Source organism: Mesorhizobium sp. B2-4-12, assembly GCF_006441575.1.
Taxonomy (GTDB): domain Bacteria; phylum Pseudomonadota; class Alphaproteobacteria; order Rhizobiales; family Rhizobiaceae; genus Mesorhizobium.
On the sequence record NZ_VFVC01000037.1, the window covers coordinates 39,291 to 59,263 of the forward strand.

The window sequence follows — 19,973 nt, forward strand, 5'->3', positions numbered from 1 at the left end:
CCATGACGATCGACCTAACGGATAAATGTTTGCGGAAAAGTTAAGCTCGAAGGCCTGTTTTGTCGGCACATTGCGAAATGTCTGCCAGGCGAACAATTGGCCAGCGAAACAGCGGCCCGGCGAGTCGGCCGCAGCTCTAATTCACAGCTCTAACTCTCTGTTTTTACGCAATTCCGGGCGCAAAACCGCTCTCACTTTCCGGGCGGGCTCCACCGTCACGCCGCGACACTGCGGCCATTCACGCCGGCTTCCGCCTTGAAGATGCGGAATGTGTTGCGGCCAGCCGCCTTGGCCGCATAGAGCGCGGTGTCGGCTTGTGCGAACAGGTCGGATGGCGTGTCCGTTCCGGCGAAGGCGATGCCGACCGAAGCGCCCAGTCTCAGCGACTGGCCGCGGACCGCGACCGGGCTGCCCATCGCCTCGACGATGCGGCGCGCCATGCCGGAGACGGCACCCCGGTCGAGATGCGGGCCAAGCAGCACCGCGAATTCGTCACCGCCGACACGCGCCACCAGGTCCGCCTCGCCGCAGCCGCCGGCAAGCCGTTCGGCGGCTGCCTTCAGGCACTCATCGCCGACGACATGGCCGAACGTGTCGTTGACGGCCTTGAAGCCGTCGAGATCGATCAGAAGCAGCGCGCCGAGCGGACGGTCTTCGTCGGCATGCGCGAGCCGCGCCTGGAAGCGGGCGCGATTGGCGAGCCCGGTCATGGCATCGAATTCGGCGAGGTAGCGCATCCGGTCTGACAATATCTTCTCCTCGGTGATGTCCTGCTTCATGCCGAAGATACGCACCGGCACGCCGTCCTCGCACTCGACCGTCGCGGTGATGCGGATCCAGCGGCTGCGGCCGGCGAAGGTGGTGATCTCGGCGTCGAGGGTGAAGCCGCTGCGCTCGACAATCGCGCGGCTGCGCAGGCTGTCCAGTGCCTTGCGTGACTCCGCCGGATAGCACTTGATGATCTCGCTCCGGTCGAGTGCGGCGCCGCGCGGCAAATCGAACAGATCATAGACCACATCGGTCCAGTGCAATTGTTCGCCGGGCAGGCTGCACTCCCACACGCCGAGGCGCGCGGCGACCGATGCGCGGTCGAAAATCTTGCGGCTGTGCGCCAGCGAAACCTCCTGCCTGGCGATCAGTGCGGCCTGTGCCGCGACTTCCGCCTTGAGGCTGGCGATGGTGGCGGCATCGCGGCGGCGCTCGCCGGCACTGTCACGCCCTCCCCGGCTGCCGGGCTGCGATGCCGGGCCTTTGGGAGTGTATGACGTATTGGACATGGCTTAGCTCCTGGCGGGCCACCACCATGGCGCAACAGCCCTTAAAACTTCGCTGACGGCGAATTGGTCTCGGAGACCTCACTGAGTTCTAACTCCGGGACGGCTGAGGCGGCCGCAACGCTTCGGGCCGTTTGGAGCTCGGCTACTTCGGGCTCGATTGGGCGATGGCGGCGGACAATGCCGGTTTGGGCGCGACTGCGCTCGGTGCCGGTTGCCGAGCGCTCCCGTCGATATGCGCCCAGCCCGGCCGCTCGAACAGGAACATGCCGAAACCGATGCGTTTGACGATGAAGTAGAGAACGACCGGGCTGATGGTCGAGACCAGAAGCACCGCCAGGCCGAGCATGCCTGTGTCGGTCAGGAGGCCGCTTGCCAGCGCCGCGCCGCGGAAGAGCGACATCGGGATGGTGAAGGCGACATAGACGACCAGCGAATGTTCGCCGAGCCACCGCAGCCATTCCATGGCCGGGAATTTGGACAGGAAGCCGCCGAGCACGCAAAGCGCCACCGCGCCGGCGACGGCCAGGGTGAGGTGCAACGGCGGCCACGCCGCCAGGCCCATCTGCATGCCGACCGGCTGAAGGGCATAACCCGGTGAATAGACGAAGAGGCCGTTCACGATCGCCCACAGAACCAAGCCGGCCACGGCCAGCGCCGGGCGGGCTTGCGTCCATTCGACGAGCCGGAACACCAAGGGCGCCATCACGAAGCCGAGGTAGAAGAACACGAAATAGGCCGCGAATTGTTCAAGCGCATAGCTCTCCGGATGGGGCGCCCACATCTGCAGGGTGGCAGCGATCGGGATGACGATCCAGGCGGGCACGCGAAACTGCAGCAACAGCTTCGCCACCAGGCCGAACACCGCCAGCATGTAGATGAACCACAGCACGCCATAGGGCTGGACGACAGCCATTGCCAGGTCGTGCAGCATGCCGCCGGGATCCCGGCTGAAGATGCCGATCTTCAGCCCGATCGAGATGATCGCCCACAGCACGTAGAAATAGAGATAGTGGACGACGCGGCGATCGATATAGCGCCGCCACGCCCGGTCGATCACCTGCGACAGGAAAAGCCCGGAGATCAGGAAGAATTCCGGCATGCGAAACGGCGTCGCGAAGCCGATGACATAGTGGAGGAAGCCGACGCCGCCCGTGTACTCGCCGGTGTTGTAGGCCGAGTACATCATCACCACGAGGATGATCGAGAGGCCTTTGGCCGTGTCCACCCACGGCATGCGCATCGGGCTGTTCATGGCGAATCCATCCGGAGCCGGCCAATCCGGCCAGCCATCATCCGGCGATATCTAGCACCATCAAGCTTCCCAGATCGTAAACGCCGGATCACTATTGGCCGCTGCCGTCCGGCACGTCCGATAATTTGCGGAGTCGTTGGCAATCCTCCGCTGTCGGCGCTGCCCCTCACCTGCCTGCCGGCATCCTCTCCCCGTATAGGGACGGGGAGAGGGGCCCCCTCGCTGCTGCTTTCGCCAATCACTGGCTTTGCAAGAAGAGCGACGAGATCGCGGCCAGCCCCTCTCTCCCCGTTTTACGGGGAGAGATGTCCGGCAGGACAGTGAGGGGCAGCGCCGGCGGGACCGCTTTGACAGGCCCATGGCGCGGCAGAACTACTTCCGCGCTTTCGACTTGTTCAAGGCGATGGCGGCGCGCACCAGTGCCTTGAAAGCGTCCTCGTTGATCTCCTCGCCCTGCTGGAAGTCGATGGCGCGCCGCGTGTTGCCTTCGAGGCTGGAGTTGAACAGCCGCGAGGGGTCGGGCAGCGCCGCGCCCTTGGCGAAGGTCAGCTTGACGACGCTCTTGTAGGTCTCGCCCGTGCAGATCATGCCGTCATGTTCCCACACCGGAACACCGCGCCATTTCCACGTCTCGACCACGTCCGGGTCGGTCTGCCGGATCAGGGCGCGCAGCCGCCCCAGCATCTCGCCGCGCCAGTCGCCGAGTTCCTTGATCCTGCCGTCGATCAGTTCGGAGGCGGATTTGCTCTCCTGCGATCCGGTGGTCGTCATGCCGCTTCTCCTTTGCGCCTGATATGTAGAATGCTTACATCCGTTCGCCAGGCAATTGGCTGGCCTGCTTCACCCAGGCGCTGAACTGGGCCTCGTCGAACGGGTCGTCCTCATGGATGTTGAGGTAGCGCGTGTCCCGGCTCTTGGATTGGCCCGGCGGCACCGGCTCCAGCGACTGGCCGCGGAAGAAAGCCACCTTGATGTATTTGGTGAAGCAATGGACGCCGAGGAACCAGCCCTCGCCTTCGATGCCATAGAGCGGCGAGTTCCACTTGACCGCCTTGTGGACGCCGGGCACGGCGCGCTCGACGAGCGCGTCGAGACGTTGGCCCATCTCGCGCTTCCAGCCGGGCATGGCCGCGATATAGGCCTGCACGGGAGCATCGCCATAGCCCTTGGCGACCTGCGGATTGCCGACGGAAAGCAGCTTCGGCTGAGCTTCGTCGGCGGAATTGGTCGACTTGGGCTTGGTCGACTGGGGTTTGGTCGACTGGGGTTTGGTCAACTGCGCCATACCCTCACACTCCTATCCGGTGGCCCTCTGCGCGGCGCGTCCCTTCGCAACATAGGGCAGCACGAACATATAGAGGCCGCTGAACAGCAAAAGAAAGAGTGGCGGGAGTGGCGAATAGACCACCCAGGCCGGCGGCTGCCCAAAGGCCATTGTGGCGAAGTTCGCGGCGACGGTTGCGGTAAAGATGATCGACAACCAGCGATGCGTTTGCCGGATCCACTTGCTCCAGTCCAAGACGACCTCCTTTGGAAACATGCTGAAATCGGCCGCTGCTACCAGCGCGCCAGCTGGGTGATCTGGATGAGATTGCCGCAGCCGTCATCGAGCTGGGCGATGGTCGAGCCGGTCACCTCGGTCGGCGGCATCTTGAAACTGGCGCCGCGCGCCGCAATGCGCTCGCACTCGCCCTTGACGTCGTCGGTGAAGAACATCACCGCGGGCTGGCCCTGCTGGAACATCGCCTGCTGGTAGGCCTTGGCCGCCGGGTTGTCGTTGAGCGCCAGCTGCAGCTCGGTGCCCTCGGGCTCGTCTGGCGAGGCGACCGTCAGCCAGCGGAACGGCCCGTTGCTGAAATCGGCCTTCTTGGTCAGGCCGAGCACGCCGGTGTAGAAGGCAAGCGCCTTTTCCTGATCGTCCACGTAGATGCTGGTCAGTTTGATCTTCATCGTAATCCTCCATAGGTCTTGCTGGCGGTGGACCGCCCGGTGAAATCAGTGTGGCGTTCAATCGGCCGGCGGACCTCAGTCCGTCCGGTCAAGCAGTTGTTCCAGCTTCTCGAGAAACTGCGGCCAGCCGGTTCTGGCGCCGCCATAGGCCCGCCTTTGATCGGGCCGGAAGCCGGACTGCTCCATGCGCAGATGCGTTCCGGTTGGTGTCGGCGTAAGCGTGAAGGTCACCACGCTCCTGAGATCGAAGGCCGGATCGTGATGCGCGAAGTTCCAGGTGTAGGACAGCGTCTTGTTCGGCTCGACCGCCAGCACCTCGCAGTCCAGCACGCCGCCCCAATCGGCGCTGATGTTGAAGCGATGGCCGACGACCGGATTGAAATCGTTCTTCATAAGCCACTCCTCGATCAGGTGCGGTTGCGTCAGCGCGCGCCAGAGCTTTTCGGGCGGATGGGAAATCTGGCGTTCGACGACGACCGTGCGGTTTTCCGTGACACTATCGTTCACTGGTCCATCCTCTTGAGCAAATCTTCCAGGTCGTCGAACCGGCTCTCCCAGAACCCCGCCATCTCGCGTGTCCAGTCCATCAGCGGCGTCAGCGCCCCAAGCTGCGCGCTGTAATGCGTCTGGCGGCCTTCATGGCGATCGCGCACCAGCCCGGCCTGCTTGAGCACGCCGAGATGCTTCGACACCGCAGGCTGCGAGACGCCGGACTGCGTCGTCAGCGCCCCCACTGTCTGCTCGCCCTGGCGGCACAGCCGTTCGAAGATCGCCCGCCTGGTCGGGTCGGCGAGCGTCCTGAAGAGCATGTCGTGAGCGTCCTGCATTCGCAATCCATAACCCGATGGCTATTGGTTAATGTATAACCACAGAGATATATGTTCGTCAAGGGGTAGACTGGAGAGGTGCGCCACGCTGTGCACCTCGATCGTCGAGGGCCGCTATGGCGACATCTCAGGACTTCGCCTGCTGATAGGCGACATCATGGATTGGCGGAAACATCAATCGCTTCGTCATCCTGGGGCGTAGCAAGGAGCGCAGCGACGCAGCGGAGACCCTAGGATCCATGCCGCGATTTTAGAGCGTTGCAACGGTCTAGAATTCTGCTCCGCTGCACTCCACGGCAAAGGTCGCGGCATGGATCCCAGGGTCTCCGCGACGGAGCTTCGCTCCTGCTTCGCCCAGGGATGACGACTTTGGAAAGCTTCGGCTGATCTCTCGCCAAGGCAGGCGATCCGTCGCTAGATGGCACCGTGCGTGCGGCCGATCTCTTCGGCCACCAGTTCCTGCAACAGCCACAGATTGCGGTCGCGTATGCCGCAGGCATCGAGATGGCGGATCGTCTCGAACAGATATTCGGCGCCCGACCCCCAGTGCCCGACGGCGCGGGCGAGCGTCGCCGCGACCGCAGGCTTGTCGAGCTTGCCGGCGTAGCGCGGATTGGCGGGATCGACGACGAAGCCGAGCGCCCGGTCTGCCCCACCATCGGTGGTGACCTGCAGCCAGCGCGGCACGTTGACGGCGGGCAGGATGGTCATCTCGCGTCGTAACAGCGCCTCCAGATTGGCGGCGATCGGCTCCGCGATCTCGAACACCATTCCTTGGCACTGGCCGCCGCGGTCGAGCGCCATCATCAGGCCAGGTTGATCGAGCGTGCCGCGAAAGCGCTGCACGGTGAAGCAGAACGATCGGTGCCAGCCTCTCGCCACCGCCCGTTCGCCACCCCTCACCTCGCCGGCCGGCTTCCACAGCAGCGAGCCATAGGCGAACAGCTTCAGCGGCCCCGGTGGCGCGCTGGCCAGGATCTCGTCGCGAAACCGCGCATAATCGGCGTCGCGCATATAGACCATGCCCGGTGTCGGCCCGGCATCCTCGACCACGCGCAAGGTGCGCGCCACCAGCGCCTCGGTCAGCGCCATCGGCGATTTGCGCGGTACGGACTTTCGCGGTGCGGTGGAAATGGCCTTGCTCATCCTTGCGCTCCCCAGCCTTGCCGGCATGTTGCCGAAGGCTGGGGGATTCTCAAGAGGGCCGTGCGGCCGGTGGCGAAATCCGCCGGCTGATGCCGGACGTGCGCGTCGCGCCCGCCCGGCTGGGTCTGCTCTAGTGCTTGGTGCTCTTGCCGCCGATGGGGATGCGCTTCGCCTTGCTCTGCGCCTTCTCGGACTTCGGCAAGGTCACGGACAGGACGCCGTTGCGGAAATCGGCCGCGACCTTGTCCTCTGCGACTTCGAAGCCGATCGGGATGCGACGTTCGAAGCGGCCATAGAACCGCTCGGAGAACTGGCGCTCCTTGTCGTCGGTTTCGGCGTGTTTTTCGCCCCGCAACGTCAGGACGCCGTCATCGAGCAGCACCTCGATATCCTTCTCGTCCATGCCGGGTATCTCGGCTGTCACGCGGACCTCCTTGTCCGTTTCGGTGATTTCCATGCTGGGCCAACCGGTGCCGGCCGAAGAGAACCTGCCCATGGAGGGAAGCCGCGAATTGAAGCCGCGGAACATGTCGTCGACCAGGCGGCTCATCTCGCGATGCAGGCCCATGAACGGGTCCCGGTCGTCTTCGCGAAAGAGGGTCGGAGACTGGCTGGTATCGCGGCCCCACGGCATGAGATCACGAATGGTCATTGCACTTTCTCCTTTCTTGATCCTGTTTCTGGTACGCTTGCATGCTCTGGCTGCCATGCTCCGGGGGGACAATGCGCCGTCAGACGCAGGCATCGCTGCCGACCCCATTTGCGCTCGCTGTTTTCGCCCTGCTTTTGGTCCGATCCGCTCCACCTTTGGGAACGCTTTTGCCCGGTCGCGGTCCTCGCGAGGCGTCACCGCCTCCGGCACATGATGCCCCGAGTTCGATGGTCACAAGACCATCGCCCGACGCCGCCCACGAAGCTGGCGCGCGTCCGCACCGGCCCCATCTGGCGCCGGCACGGTCGATCTGGGGTCCGTTGCGGCGGGTTCAAGACCTGGTAATGCAATGTGATCGTCGCCAGCGGCTGTCGGCGAAGGCGCCCGGCGAGACGATTCCAAAGCCGTGGCCACGCGCACCAGCGGCATCCGAGATCGACGGCCTCCATCCCAGCCTGGAACGGCAGCCGCGCGGCCTCGAAGCCAATCGGCGGCTCGCCGTGCCAATCCGTTCGCGGGGCGGCTTGCGGCAGGGAACGATGTTGCCGGCAAACGGTTATAGTCCTGGCCGGAGGATGCCATGAACGACGCGTCGGCAAAACCCGCGGGCCCCGTCCTGTCATCGACGGAGCGCGTGAACACGCTGTCGCATTTCCACCGCGCCGAGATCGCGCGCATGGCTGGATGGCGCGATCGGCTCGACAGGACGACCAACTGGGCGATCACCGTGGTGGCGGCGATGCTTTCCGTGTCGCTGTCGGCGGCCAGCGCGCATCATGGCGTGCTGCTGTTCGCCATGCTGCTGATCCTGCTGCTTCTGTGGATCGAGGCACGCCGCTACCGGTTTTTCGACTTCTACCGGTCTCGCGTGCGTCAGTTCGAACGCCACTATTTCGCGCAGATCTTCTCCCCACAACCCGATTTCGCCTCGGATTGGCTGCTTATCGTTGGCGAAGGCCTGCGCGCGCCGAAGTTCCTGCTGTCTCATCGCGCAGCCCTGGCGCGTCGCCTGCGCCGGAATTACATCTACCTGTTCCTGATCCTGCTGCTGGCATGGGTGCTGAAGATATCAACGCCCAGCCTTCAAACCGTGGGTGTGCGGACCGGCTTCGTCGGTTCGCTGCGCGAAGCGGTCGACAGCGCCGCCCTTGGCCCCATTCCCGGTGTAGCGATCGTGATCGTCGTGGCGGCATTCTATGCCAGCCTGTTCGCCATCGTCCTTTTCTCGGCCGCCGACGACGGCGAACTTTCCTTTGGCGACGTCCACGTCTGACGACAACGGCTGCAACGCAAACGCCGGCCGCGCGTTGTGATGGTCAGTCCGCAGCGGCGTTTGAGGGAGCCCATGAACCGTCAACCGGCAACGGCGTCACGCAGCGTTGTGGCCGCTGTCCTCCTGGCCATCCTTGCCCTGGCTCCGGCAAGCCGCGCCCTCGCCGCGCAGCCCGCCGGCCATGCCTCGGGCATGGGCGGCTCGGCCGAGGGGCTGTTCGTCGCCGAAATCGTCCTTCTGCTTCTGGTCGGGCGCGGGCTCGGCGAAATCTTCCAGCGCTACCGCCAGCCGGCGATCATGGGCCAGTTGATCGGCGGCATCCTGCTCGGCCCATCGCTGTTCGGCTTGATATGGCCTGGCGCCCAGCACATGATCTTCTCCAGCGACCCCGCCCAGAAAAGCATGATCGACGCCGTCTCGCAGCTCGGCATCCTGCTGCTCCTGCTCTTGACCGGCATGGAGACGGATTTGCGCCTGGTGCGCCGGGTGGGTGCGGCCTGCTTCTCGATCTCGATCACCGGCGTCGTCGTGCCCTTCGTCTGCGGCTTCGCGCTGGCGCAGTTCCTGCCCGGCTCCCTGCTGCCCGACCCGACGCAGCGCGTCGTCGCCGGGCTGTTCCTCGGCACCGCGCTATCGATCTCCTCGGTCAAGATCGTCGCCATGGTGGTGCGCGAAATGAACTTCATGCGCCGCAATCTCGGCCAGATCATCATCTCCTCGGCCATCATCGAGGACACGATCGGCTGGCTGATCATCGCCGTCACCTTCGGCATCGCCACCAACGGCAGCCTGCAGGTGCTGCCGCTTATCGCCACGGTGGCCGAGGTGGCGCTGTTCATGGTGTTCTCCTTCACCATCGGCCGCCGTTTGGTGTTCACGCTGATCCGCTGGAGCAATGATTCTTTCCGCAGCGAATATGCCGTCATCACCGTCATCCTGATCATCATGGGCGTGATGGCCCTGATCACCAACCTGATCGGCGTCCACACGGTACTCGGCGCCTTCGTCGCCGGCATCCTGGTCGGGGAATCGCCGATCCTGTCCGACCACATCGAGAGTCAGCTGCGCGGCGTCATCACCGCGCTTTTCATGCCGGTCTTCTTCGGCATGGCCGGCCTGTCCGCCGACCTCACCGTGCTTGCCGACCCGACGCTGGCATTGCTGACATTGGCGCTGGTGGTGATCGCCAGCATCGGTAAATTCTCGGGCGCCTTCGTCGGCGGCCGGTTCGCCGGCATGTCGCTGAAGGAAGCGACCGCCGTCGGCAGCGCCATGAACGCGCGCGGCTCGACCGAGGTCATCGTCGCCAGCATCGGCCTGTCGATGAACATCCTCTCCCACGATCTGTTCACGATGATCGTCACCATGGCCGTCATCACCACGCTGGCCATGCCGCCCATGCTGCGCTGGGCGCTCGGCCGCCTGCCCGTCGGCAATGCCGAGAAGCAGCGCGTCGACCGCGAACTGCTCGACGAACGCAGCTTCGTCTCCAAGCTGGAGCGGCTGCTGCTTTTGGTCGACGACAGCCCGGTCGGCAAGTTCACCGCCTATCTGGCCGGGCTGGTCGGCGGCGGCAGCGGCATGCCGACCACGCTTCTTCATCTCGAGGGCGCGGAACTGCCCGGCCCTGCCCGCGAGAGAGGTCCGGAGCGGGCCTCGAACCAGGTCAAGAAGGGTGCCGCCAGGAGCGCCAGGGCCGTCAGCAAGGCCGAGGACACGCCCGTCGACAAGATGCATCTCACAGCCCGCACCGAGCTTGAAGCCACCACCGAGACGATCGCCGCGGAAGCCCGCAAGGGTTACGGGCTCCTGCTGGTCGGGCTGGAGAACGCGCTGACCGACAACGGCACCTTCAGCGGCACGCTGAACGACATCACCAGCGGTTTCGACGGCCCGCTGTGCCTGGTGCTGAACGGCGCCAAGGACACCGGCAAGATGCCGATGCTGCGCGCTGGCGCAACGGTTCTGGTCCCGGTCAACGGCACCGAAGTCGCGCGGCGCGCCGCCGATTTCGCCCTCGCTTTGGCGCGTCCGCACCGAGCCCGCGTCAAGGTCCTCTATGTCTCGCAGGCCCGCAAGGGCAGCCCGCCAAGCTCGGTTTCGCACCGCCGCGAGGAAGCCGTGCTGAAGGACGTCGCCGATCTCGCCGATCGCTACGGCGTTACGGTCGACACCGCCATCCGCGCCCGCGCGACGCCCGACAGGGCCATCGCCAGGGAAGCGGCCAAGGGCGCCGCGATGGTGGTGATGGGTGTCACGCAACGGCCGGGCCAAGAGCTGTTCTTCGGCGACACCGCCACGGCGGTGCTGGCCGCCGTCGGCTGTCCGGTCGTGCTCCTGGCCAGCGAGCGCGTCAGACGTAGCGAGGCCCAGGCCGAAGAGGCGAAAGCCGAGACCGGCGCCTGATCCGTCTTCGCCGCAATTGTAATCCTATATGCCGAAGAACTGCCTGCCGATCATGTAGCCAAGCGCCACCACGACCAGCGGAAACAGTGCCGGCGCAACCTTGCCCAGCATGGAGCTCTGCTGCTCCTTCGCCGGCGTGTAGAGTGCATTGCCGAGATTCTTGGTCATTGCGTACCCCCGCGGACCCATCCGTTTTTACGCATGTCGTTATCCCAAAACCGCTGAGCAGTTTTGGGTCGAATGTATTAGAAGTCGCTTATTTACAGCATGGCCGGATTAACGAGTTGCAAAGAAATTCGTTCGAATAGCCGAGCATTGCGCGGCGAGGCCTATTCCAGCCGACTCTCCGCAATCGTGTCTACCCCCGCATAATGCGATAGACAGTTGCATCACCCTCCACACCTCGAAGAGGCGCATCGAAAGCCACGACACGATGGCCCGCAAGCATTTCGCTAACCCCGGGCGCGGAATGGAGCGCCTCGGAAATGCAGACCTGTCCGGCGTCCGCCAGGGACTGCACGCGCGCGGCGACATTCACGGTCTGGCCGAAATAGTCGAGGTTGTCGTTGAGCGTCACGGCGATCGAAGGTCCACAGTGGGCGCCGATCTTGATGATGATCCCCGGCCCGTGATGATCGCTGTTGAAGCGATCGATTTCTTCAAAGATGTGGAGTGCGGCCGAAATCGCATCCGACGGCTGCGAGAATGCGGCCATCACGGCATCGCCGATCGTCTTGACCACCGCTCCGGAATGTTGCTGAACCGCCGCGTTGACCAAAGCGAAATGCTCGCGGACCAAAGCATAGGCGTTGAGGTCGCCCAGGCGCTCGTACATGGCGGTCGAACCCTTGAGGTCCGTGAACAGGAAGGTGATCTGCCGGATGCCGAGCCCCTCCTTCTCGTCGACACGTTCGGACCGGAAGAGCTGGCGGAAGGTTTGCCGCGCAAGCAGCGCTCCACCGGAAACATAAGGTTCGAAATCGAGCGCCGGCTTGGTAGTCAGCGCGACGAGCTCGGGCGGCCAGTTGATGACAAGCAACGAACCGCGTGCTGGCCCCCTGTTCGCGACCTCGATGACAATCGGACCAGGTGGCACCGCTGGCAGCGCCGGCAAGAAGCGTTTGCCGTCATAATCGATCTTCAGAAGTGTCGGCGCCAACGCCGGATCGCCTGATATTGGCACGGCGAATGCGGCCTGCGTCCGCACGTTGACGCCCGCGAGAGCGCCCGGTCCCAGGTCGGCGCGGAGCACCGTGGTGGTGCCGGGCGGCAGAAACGTCATGCCCCGAACGAAGCCGCGCAGAACGTCGAGAAAGCGAACGCCTTGCCCCGGCAGCCGCCCGTCATGTCCGAAGTGGAGCTTCCAGTGGAAATCCTCGACGGGCAGCGTCTCGGGATCGTGGTACGGCAGGCGCCGTAACTTCGGCGATACCGAGAAGGTGACCTCGATGAAGTCGTCGAGGTCGGTGTCGCCCGATACGTCGCACAGGCCGCAGACATAGTGGGTCTTCAGCGTGCGCAGGGCGCCGAAACTGTCGAGCACCATCCCGGACTGCGGACAGAGCACATCCCAGCTCATGTCGAACAGGCCACAGCGGGCGGCATGAAGGAAGAGGTCGATTGCTTCGGGCTCGGCGATTGCGCGGTCGCGCGCAAAGCTCCGCGGATTGACCCGATAGAGCGAGTGGTCGTCGGCATCCCTGATCAGCGTCTCGAATTTCGAGATGACGCGTGGGCTCCAGGCTCGCGCCTGCTCCACCTTGGTCATCTTGCTTTCGAGAAGACGATCGTTGATTGCCGTCATGCCGGATCCTCAACCTTGTCTCGCGACAGCCTACTAAAAAACGAGCGCGATGCGAATGGATGAATTCCTTTGTTGTACGACGGTCTGTCCAGGAGCCTCAGAAACGGCGGGCGGCGCACTGGAGCAGACGCCGTTCTTGAGCTGGCACATTGGCTCTGATGCGCTGGCCGGGCCGCGCTCGCCGAGAATTCCCAGGTGTCGGTCACGTTGCTGACCAGGAGAAACTGGAGGCGCTGCTTGGAAAGATGATCGGCGATCTGGGCGCCATCACCACCGGAGCTGCGGTGCTGCTGGGCGACAGGCTCGGCTTGTTCGCGGCCATGAGCGGGGGCGGCGAGATGACCGCCGGGCAGCTTGCCAAAAAGACCGGCACGCAGGAGCGGCTGGTCCGCGAATGGCTGTCGGCGCAGGCGGCGGCCGGCTATGTCGAATATGACGAGGCCGGCGACAGTTTCTACCTCAGCCCCGAGCAGGAGCAGGTTTTCGTCAACGAGGACAGCCCCGCCTTCATGGCCGGCGCGTTCGAGGCCGTCTCGACGCTGTGGCTCGACGAGGAGAAGGTGCGGGAGGCTTTTCGCTCCGGCAAGGGGCTGGGCTGGCACGACCACAGCGCCTGCCTGTTCCGCGGCACCGAACGCTTCTTCCGGCCAGGCTACAACGCCAATCTGATCGGCTCCTGGCTGCCGGCGCTCGACGGCGTTGTCGAGAGGCTGGAGAGCGGCATGGACGTCGCCGATGTCGGTTGCGGCCACGGCGCCTCGACGGTGCTGATGGCCAGGGCCTACCCGAACTCGCGCTTCACCGGCTTCGACTATCACGCCCCGTCGATCGAGCGCGCCCGTGCCGCCGCAAGGGAGGCCGGCGTTGCCGGCAACACCCGCTTCGAGGTTGCGGCGGCCAAGGATTTCCCAGGCACTTACGATCTCGTCGCATTCTTCGACTGCCTGCACGACATGGGCGATCCGGAGGGGGCTGCCAGGCATGTGCACAAGGCGCTCAAGCCGGACGGTACCTGGATGATCGTGGAGCCCCTCGCCCACGACCAGCTCTCGGCCAACCTCAACCCGGTCGGCCGCATCTACTATGCCGCCTCGACCTTCATCTGCACGCCGGCCTCGCTGTCCCAGGAAGTCGGATTGGGGCTCGGCGCCCAGGCCGGCGAGGCGAGGCTGCGCAAGGTTGTGTCGGGTGGCGGGTTCAAGCGGTTCCGCCGCGCCACCGAAACCCCGTTCAACATGGTGCTCGAGGCACGCCCGTGAGGCCGGCCGGGCAAGGGCGGTCGCGGCTATGTCAAGAAACGCCTACGCCGGCAGCGTCGGTTCGGTGTTGGGCTCCAGCGCCTCTTCCGCCTCGTGATCCTCGCCCAGGATATCGCCATGCACCACCAGCGGCCGGCCTATCCAGATCGGATCGACCAGATGGTCGCGCCTGGGGTTGGTCGTGTTCGGGTGGATGAGGATGCTCAAGCCCCGATGGTTCAGCATCAGCCACGGAACGAGTGAAGCGAAAATCTCGTTGGCGAAGGAGACCTGGTACATCGCCTGGTCATGCGGGCCGACTTGTCTGTCATGCCAGTTGCCCAGGCGGACACGGAAACGCTCCCCGATGCGAAGACGCAGCCATTCGGCATGGTGCCGCTCGGTTTGCCCGTCATAGTAGATATGGGCGTGATAGCTGGCAATCTCGGCGAGCGGTCTTGGACTGGCGGCATCTTCGTTCACGTCAATGTCCTCCCTTGATGTTCGCGGCGCCCGGCGGAACTATACCCCAAGCACGACGCCGGAGCCTGCCCTACCTGTCTTGCCGCAAAGACCTCTCGATATCGTGTATGGCCGCCGGCTGGGACTTACCCTATCAAGTAGCCAGCATTTGCCCATTCATAGTTCCCGGACAGCGCTGTCCGGGAAAGAAATGTCGTCGACAAATTGCCGGGAGGAAATGGGGGTTCGAGCCGCCAGTGATCCCTGAGGATTTCGGGCGCGACTGTCGGTGCTTGAGGACGGAGCGTTCCAGGGCGGCGCAAAGGCGTGCTGAACGGGCGGCGTCCGGTACCATCATCTTCAATCCTGCAATCAACGCGGACCACTGAGCGGGGCTGGTCGAATGTCGTTTGTTGTATTTGCACTCGTCATAGCCTTCATTCTTTGGCAGCGGCTGGGCAAGAGCAGGCGCCCGGCGAGAGCCTTGCAAGGCGAGGCCGGCGGCCCCGCTTCGCCATTGCTGGACCTTGCCGGCGACGCTCAGGGTGAGGCAATAGGAGCCGACATTGCCGGACTGGTCTCGAACTTCCTTGGCCAGAACGGCCAGGAGCTGATCGGGCAGGCTGTCAGCCGCGCCATTCGAGAGTCCACGGTCGGGACAGGTGTCGGCCTCGATTCCGCCGGGGCGATGGAGCCGGTCAGGAAAGCGGTTGCGCCAACGAGGACGGCATCGCCGGCGCGCGACAAGCGGCGGGCCAAGTACCTGCTCGATGGTGACGCCGGCCATCGCCAGCGCACCGACCGGACCGCCCGGCTTCAGCAATCATTCAGGGGCAAGGGCCTCTGTTCGCCGCGCTAGGCGCGCCGCGAGGATCTGGGCACGCGCAGGGCGTGCCGGCACAACGGAGGGGAATTCGAAATGGCGATCACCAGGCAGGTAATCACGTCGCTGCAGCGCGATGGCACGGACGCGCTCGGCACCCGGACCGTGGCGATGAAGATCGTCGACGAGAGCATCGTTTCCGGCTCGCTGCTGACCGTCGAAAGCAACCATTTCTGCATCCTGAAATCGCGCGGCGCGGTGCTCAACGTCTACGAGACCGGCCAATATCAGCTCCAGACTCCGGACAAGCCGCTGGTCGGATCGGTCGTCCAGGGTTTCTTCGGCGGATCGTCGCCCTGGGTCTACGAGGTCATCTACATCAACCGTTCCAAGCTTCTGGTGCGCAATGAGGGCATCGCGACCAGCGCCGAGATGGCGGAGATGTCCTATGTCGTCGACTACTACATCCACATCGACAGCAAGCAGGAAGCGCTCGATCTCATCACCCACATGCCTTTCGCGGGCGCGGTGATCGATACGAAGGAAATCGCCGACTATGCCGGACCCGCCATCGAGCAGGCGATCAACCAGATCATCCAGGTCACCAAGATGGAGAACATCAACGAACGGATCAGCGATGTCCGCGAGGCGGTGAAGCTGCATCTCACCGATTTCCTCAAGGTCTACGGCATCATGCTCAACGACCTCAAGGTCCTGATCATGCCGCGCGACGAGCGCATGCGCGAACTGATCTCGCTGCAGGCGATCGGCTTGAGCCCGATCGAGGCGGTGCGCTATTATCTGGCGTTGCGCATGGCGGACAAAGGCCTGGTTTCCGCGCCCAACGCCGCCGCCGGCGTGCCCTTCAATATTGGCGGCCAGCCCACGGGCTTCTATCCGCTCGGCGATGAGGTGGGCGCGACAAGATGAGCCGCTTCTACGAGGTCGGACCGCTCGCCAAGGTCGGGATCAACCTGTTCTACGGCTATGGCTACAATTTCTACCGCCAGGAAAACCAGCTCCGCGCAGACGACCAGCGGGTGCGCCAGATGGCGTCCTCGCTGCTGGCGCGCGCCCGGGCGGCCGTCGACGAGGCCGAGGCCCGGTACCGCCGCGAGAACATCCCGCCGCCTTCGCGGGCCAATCCCTTCCCCGATCCCGGCATCGTCGCCAACGCCCAGGCGCTCGAGCGGCTGGGGCGCGAGGTCGGCGCGCTCGAAGGGCAGATCCGCCACCAGCCGGTGCCGGAGAATGACCGCATGACCCAGCGCTACCGGTTGGAAGCCGCAACGCTCGCCGCCCTGGCCGAGAAGGACGCGGTGCTCGTCGGCCAGGCGGACCTCTTGCGATCGATGGTCGAAGGTGCCGCCGGCGATGCGATCCTGGCGAACGGACGCGAGATCGAGGACGGCATCGCCGCCATCACGGCGACGTTGCGCGACCGACAATCGTTCCTGTCGTGAGGTAGCGGAAACCGCCCCTACCGCAGCGAAATGCTCATCCCGCTGAGATCGGCGTTGACCTGCAGCCCGACCTGCCTGCCTGTGAGTTGCAGCTCGGCGCCCTTGTCATTGGTCATGACGATCACCTGGGCGCCTCTGCCGACCGCGCCGCCGCCGCCCGCCGCGCCGTAGACCCCGGCCACGTCGCGGGCGCGCCTGATGTGGCGTACTGTGCCCTGGAAATAGGTCTTGGACACGCCGAAGGCGAGACCGCCCGAGACACCGCCGATCGAGATGGGATAGCGGCGGCCATGGAAGGCCAGCGTGCCTTCGCCTCCGGAGCCACCGACGAAGAAGGCCGCCTTGTAGACGGAGAAGCGGATGGTGCCGCTGTCGGCATGCGCGGCGCTGGCAAAGCCCACGCCCGCAACGGCTATCGCGGCAACCGCGACGGAACGAACCCTGGACGAAATGTTCATGATGAAGCTCCTCAAGATCGCCGCTTATCCAGTCGGCCGGCACGTCAGCATCAAAGTCAAGGCTAAACAGTCTGGCCCGCCATTGGTTCCAGCAAGCGCCCGAATCCGGCTTTGGCCCGAATCCGGCTTGGGAAGACCGCCGCGAAACAAGGCGGCCTGACCATTTGGCCTGCAAAATGCCAAGCCGGCGACGCTTCACGAGCCAGTCAGTGACCCGTCGAGATAACAGCCCCCCGCCAATGCCCGCGGCCGATCGAGGGCTGGCCAGCTGGCTGGCGCCGCCCGGGATGAGGGCGCGCCTGGTTCAACGGCGCCGTAGCAACAGGAGATAGAAAGCTCCGAACACGCAGACGATCGCGATGTTCATGGCCAGCCGTTCCCAGAACCGGCCTCTGAGGAACAGAAAATCGACCCCGACGATGATCACCACCATGCCCAGGACGTAAAGCGCGACTGCTGCACGGCTCATTGCTGCGCGGTCTCCTTTTCCCGGCCGCTGAACCAGATAGCGCGCTCGGAAAGCGCCGCAACGGTCCGGCTTGCTGCCCGGCAGCCCCACCGCGCCTCCCTGGCCTCAAGGAATGGCGCGTCGCCTGCCTTTATTCGAGAAATGCACCGTAAACCGCTGAAATCCTTAACACGATTTTCATTCCACTGCCCTAACACCATGCAATGGCAAGGCATGACGAGCGGTGGTTTGCTGGCCCCACTCCCCAAGGGCAAAGCGAAGCCGTGGCAACGGGGATCCTCCGCGATCAGTTCGCTGATCTGAGGAAAGGGATCTTCATTTCCATGCCTGTCGGCATTGTGCTTTCGGCCCTGGTCCTGGCTGTGCAGATGCTTTCCGGCGGCGGTCTGGCGGCGGTGCTGTGGTTTGCGGCGATCAGCATCATCAACTGCGCGCGCCTGGCGCTTGCCGCCGCCCAGCCGGACATTTCCGGGAGCGGGCCGAGGCCGGTCAGCGCCCGGCTTACCCTCTACGGCGCATTGGCTCTGGTGTCCGGCATCGCCTGGTCCTTCCTGGCCGTGCTGGCGCACGGTTTCACCACGGCCCAGGCGCCGCTCTACCTGATCGTGCTTGCGGGCCTGTCGGCCGGCTCGGTCACCTACTCGGCGTCATACGCACCGGCCGCGCTCAATTTCATGACGCTGCCGCTTCTGGCCGCCGCCGGATGCGTGCTGGCCAAAGGCGGCATCGAGAACGACATCCTGGCTTTCACCGTCCTGCTTTTCCTCGCCGGAATGGTCAGAAGCGCGCTGATCGGACAGGCCCGATTCCGCGAGACCAGCCGCCTCAAATATGAGGCGAGGGAATTTGCCGCCGAGATGGAGCGCAATTCCAGGCGCGATCCGCTGACGAATTTGCTCAACCGGTATGGGCTTGAACAGGCGATCGGCCGGCTGGGGCTTTCCGACGGCCCGTTCGTGGCCATGCTGATCGACCTCGACGGCTTCAAATCCGTCAACGACACCTATGGCCACAACATCGGCGACGATCTGCTGGTCAAGGTCGCGCGCCGCATTGAGACCCATGCCCCGCAAGGCGCGACGATCGCGCGCATCGGCGGCGACGAATTCGTGCTGCTCTTCCCCGCCTGCCAATCCGCGCCCGCGACCGACGCGCTTGCCTCCACGCTCATCGCGGCGATCGCGCAACCCGATCCGGCGTTGAACTCGGTGCGTGTCGGCGCCTCGATCGGCATCTACGTGTCGGACAGACCGCGATTGACGGAGATGCTGCTCAGGGCCGATTTCGCCCTCTACGCGGCCAAGCGCAAAGGCCGGAACGAGCACTGCATGTTCGATGCCGGGCTCGACCACGCGCTCGAACGCAAGCACCACATCGAGCGCGACCTGCGCGGCGCCTGCGAGGCCGGCGCGCTCTGCTCATGGTTCCAGCCGCTGGTGCGCCTCGACACCAATGCCGTCGTCGGGTTCGAAGCGCTGCTGCGCTGGCGGCACCCGATCCATGGGCCGATTTCCCCGCCCGAGATCGTCACCGCGGCGCGCGAGACCGGCCTGCTGCCGCTGCTGAGCGAGACCGTGTTCCGCAATTGCTGCGCCATGATCGAGGAGCTGGTGAAAACCGGCCGCCGCGATGTCCGCGTCGCCATGAATCTGTCGCCGCGCGAGCTCGAGGCCGGCAATGTCGACGACATGATTCTCGACACATTGAAGGCGAGGAACGTGCCGGCGGCGATGCTGGAGATCGAGATCACCGAGGAAGCGCCGGTCGATCGCGACAGGGTCGACGAAAAGGTCGGCCGCCTCGCCGACGCCGGCATATCGATCGTGCTCGACGATTTCGGCACCGGCTTTTCGACGCTGGTCGCGCTGAAGGACAGCCGGATCCGCAAGATCAAGATCGACAAGCATTTCGTGCGCGATCTCGCCAAGTCGGTCGAGGATCAGGCCCTCGTCAAGACGGTCATCGATCTCGGCCGCGCGCTGGGCATAGAGGTCATGGCCGAGGGCGTCGAGACCGACGCCGACCGCCTGATCCTGCGCTCGCTTGACTGCATGGTCGCGCAAGGCTTCCTCTTCTCGCCGGCCCTCCCCGCGCCCGAGGCGCTGGCCTTCCAGGCCGCCCGTTCCAGCAATTCGCTCGCGGAAGCCCTCCTCGATCCGGCCTCCCGCCGCAAGCCCCAAAGCGGGAGCGCGGCCTGAGCGGCGGGGCGGAAATCGCTATTTCATCAGTTCGACGGCGGGACGGAGAGAAAGCGCCCCGCCCTATGCGGTTGGCCACCCGCTTGCTAGTTTTGCCCGCCCCGCATTGGAAAACGACCGCATGAACACTCAAGCAATAGAAGCCGAGACCCTGCCCTATTTGTCTTCGGGCTATCTCGACCGCCTGGCGATCTCCACGTCCGAAATGGTCGACGAGATCGAACGCCAGATCGCCGGCCAGAGGCGCGGCGAAGTCTGGTGCACGCCCAAGGCGG

At 64.6% G+C, this 19,973-nt stretch carries 22 protein-coding genes; 7 read left to right on the forward strand and 15 right to left on the reverse strand.

Features of this window, described 5'->3' with window-relative positions; all coding sequences use genetic code 11:
* Positions 1-215: 215 nt before the first annotated feature.
* The 10 genes from FJ934_RS20685 to FJ934_RS20735 all read right to left on the reverse strand — a co-directional run bounded on the left by FJ934_RS20685 (position 216) and on the right by FJ934_RS20735 (position 7,104).
* Entirely contained in the window at positions 216-1,277 is a 1,062-nt protein-coding gene (locus tag FJ934_RS20685) for a sensor domain-containing diguanylate cyclase (RefSeq protein ID WP_140611846.1), read from the reverse strand.
* Between the two features lie 142 nt (positions 1,278-1,419).
* Positions 1,420-2,529 carry an acyltransferase family protein gene (locus FJ934_RS20690; protein ID WP_140611848.1) on the reverse strand — a complete coding sequence of 370 codons (1,110 nt, stop codon included), beginning with the start codon at positions 2,527-2,529 and terminating at the stop codon, positions 1,420-1,422.
* A gap of 372 nt (positions 2,530-2,901) precedes the next feature.
* Positions 2,902-3,300, reverse strand: a complete 399-nt coding sequence (locus FJ934_RS20700; protein WP_140611850.1) for a DUF1801 domain-containing protein — start codon at positions 3,298-3,300, stop codon at positions 2,902-2,904.
* Between the two features lie 34 nt (positions 3,301-3,334).
* On the reverse strand, positions 3,335-3,814 hold the full coding sequence (locus FJ934_RS20705; RefSeq protein WP_140611852.1) for a DUF1801 domain-containing protein: 480 nt from the start codon (positions 3,812-3,814) through the stop codon (positions 3,335-3,337).
* A 12-nt stretch (positions 3,815-3,826) separates the two neighbouring features.
* Positions 3,827-4,048: a hypothetical protein gene (locus FJ934_RS20710; RefSeq protein ID WP_140611854.1), complete on the reverse strand. Its 222-nt coding sequence runs from the start codon at positions 4,046-4,048 to the stop codon at positions 3,827-3,829.
* Positions 4,049-4,086: 38 nt separating this feature from the next.
* Positions 4,087-4,479, reverse strand: coding sequence for a VOC family protein (locus tag FJ934_RS20715; RefSeq protein ID WP_140611856.1), 393 nt, complete (start codon positions 4,477-4,479; stop codon positions 4,087-4,089).
* 75 nt (positions 4,480-4,554) lie between these two features.
* Complete coding sequence (locus tag FJ934_RS20720; protein WP_140611858.1) at positions 4,555-4,986, reverse strand: SRPBCC domain-containing protein; 432 nt, start codon at positions 4,984-4,986, stop codon at positions 4,555-4,557.
* The gene (locus FJ934_RS20725) at positions 4,983-5,306 is read right to left on the reverse strand and encodes a metalloregulator ArsR/SmtB family transcription factor (protein ID WP_140611861.1); all 324 of its coding nucleotides are present in this window, start codon (positions 5,304-5,306) and stop codon (positions 4,983-4,985) included. The genes FJ934_RS20720 and FJ934_RS20725 overlap by 4 nt, the downstream gene beginning before the upstream one ends.
* 414 nt (positions 5,307-5,720) lie before the next feature.
* Entirely contained in the window at positions 5,721-6,452 is a 732-nt protein-coding gene (locus FJ934_RS20730; RefSeq protein WP_140611864.1) for a gamma-glutamylcyclotransferase, read from the reverse strand.
* A gap of 130 nt (positions 6,453-6,582) precedes the next feature.
* The gene (locus tag FJ934_RS20735) at positions 6,583-7,104 is read right to left on the reverse strand and encodes an Hsp20/alpha crystallin family protein (RefSeq protein ID WP_140611867.1); all 522 of its coding nucleotides are present in this window, start codon (positions 7,102-7,104) and stop codon (positions 6,583-6,585) included.
* A gap of 580 nt (positions 7,105-7,684) precedes the next feature.
* Here FJ934_RS20735 and FJ934_RS20745 point away from each other — a divergent pair.
* Both FJ934_RS20745 and FJ934_RS20750 read left to right on the forward strand, forming a co-directional pair.
* A complete protein-coding gene (locus tag FJ934_RS20745) occupies positions 7,685-8,377 on the forward strand; it encodes a DUF2270 domain-containing protein (protein WP_140611871.1) in 693 nt (230 codons plus the stop codon).
* 192 nt (positions 8,378-8,569) lie between these two features.
* Positions 8,570-10,783, forward strand: coding sequence for a cation:proton antiporter (locus FJ934_RS20750; RefSeq protein WP_140611897.1), 2,214 nt, complete (start codon positions 8,570-8,572; stop codon positions 10,781-10,783).
* A 24-nt stretch (positions 10,784-10,807) separates the two neighbouring features.
* Here FJ934_RS20750 and FJ934_RS20755 read toward each other — a convergent pair whose 3' ends face one another.
* Together FJ934_RS20755 and FJ934_RS20760 are read right to left on the reverse strand one after the other, a co-directional pair.
* Positions 10,808-10,951, reverse strand: a complete 144-nt coding sequence (locus FJ934_RS20755) for a hypothetical protein (RefSeq protein WP_140611873.1) — start codon at positions 10,949-10,951, stop codon at positions 10,808-10,810.
* 190 nt (positions 10,952-11,141) lie between these two features.
* On the reverse strand, positions 11,142-12,587 hold the full coding sequence (locus FJ934_RS20760) for an adenylate/guanylate cyclase domain-containing protein (protein ID WP_140611875.1): 1,446 nt from the start codon (positions 12,585-12,587) through the stop codon (positions 11,142-11,144).
* Between the two features lie 245 nt (positions 12,588-12,832).
* Here FJ934_RS20760 and FJ934_RS20765 point away from each other — a divergent pair, with 245 nt between their 5' ends.
* Entirely contained in the window at positions 12,833-13,846 is a 1,014-nt protein-coding gene (locus tag FJ934_RS20765) for a class I SAM-dependent methyltransferase (protein WP_246671576.1), read from the forward strand.
* Between the two features lie 42 nt (positions 13,847-13,888).
* Here the strand turns inward: FJ934_RS20765 and FJ934_RS20770 are convergent, their stop codons facing one another.
* Positions 13,889-14,308, reverse strand: a complete 420-nt coding sequence (locus tag FJ934_RS20770; protein ID WP_140611877.1) for a DOPA 4,5-dioxygenase family protein — start codon at positions 14,306-14,308, stop codon at positions 13,889-13,891.
* Between the two features lie 382 nt (positions 14,309-14,690).
* On the opposite strand from FJ934_RS20770, the gene FJ934_RS20775 reads away from it, so the two are divergent.
* The 3 genes from FJ934_RS20775 to FJ934_RS20785 are packed head-to-tail and all read left to right on the forward strand — an operon-like array spanning position 14,691 to position 16,573.
* Positions 14,691-15,146, forward strand: a complete 456-nt coding sequence (locus FJ934_RS20775; RefSeq protein ID WP_140611879.1) for a hypothetical protein — start codon at positions 14,691-14,693, stop codon at positions 15,144-15,146.
* Positions 15,147-15,206: 60 nt separating this feature from the next.
* Positions 15,207-16,040, forward strand: a complete 834-nt coding sequence (locus FJ934_RS20780; protein ID WP_140611881.1) for an SPFH domain-containing protein — start codon at positions 15,207-15,209, stop codon at positions 16,038-16,040.
* Positions 16,037-16,573 carry a hypothetical protein gene (locus FJ934_RS20785; protein WP_140611883.1) on the forward strand — a complete coding sequence of 179 codons (537 nt, stop codon included), beginning with the start codon at positions 16,037-16,039 and terminating at the stop codon, positions 16,571-16,573. The genes FJ934_RS20780 and FJ934_RS20785 overlap by 4 nt, the downstream gene beginning before the upstream one ends.
* Before the next feature lie 17 nt (positions 16,574-16,590).
* Here FJ934_RS20785 and FJ934_RS20790 read toward each other — a convergent pair whose 3' ends face one another.
* Both FJ934_RS20790 and FJ934_RS28090 read right to left on the reverse strand, forming a co-directional pair.
* Positions 16,591-17,031, reverse strand: coding sequence for a hypothetical protein (locus FJ934_RS20790; protein WP_140611885.1), 441 nt, complete (start codon positions 17,029-17,031; stop codon positions 16,591-16,593).
* Between the two features lie 304 nt (positions 17,032-17,335).
* Entirely contained in the window at positions 17,336-17,500 is a 165-nt protein-coding gene (locus FJ934_RS28090; RefSeq protein ID WP_181165702.1) for a hypothetical protein, read from the reverse strand.
* Positions 17,501-17,823: 323 nt separating this feature from the next.
* Between FJ934_RS28090 and FJ934_RS20795 the strand changes: the two genes are divergently transcribed.
* A complete protein-coding gene (locus FJ934_RS20795) occupies positions 17,824-19,698 on the forward strand; it encodes an EAL domain-containing protein (protein ID WP_246671577.1) in 1,875 nt (624 codons plus the stop codon).
* The last annotated feature ends 275 nt before the right edge of the window (positions 19,699-19,973 follow it).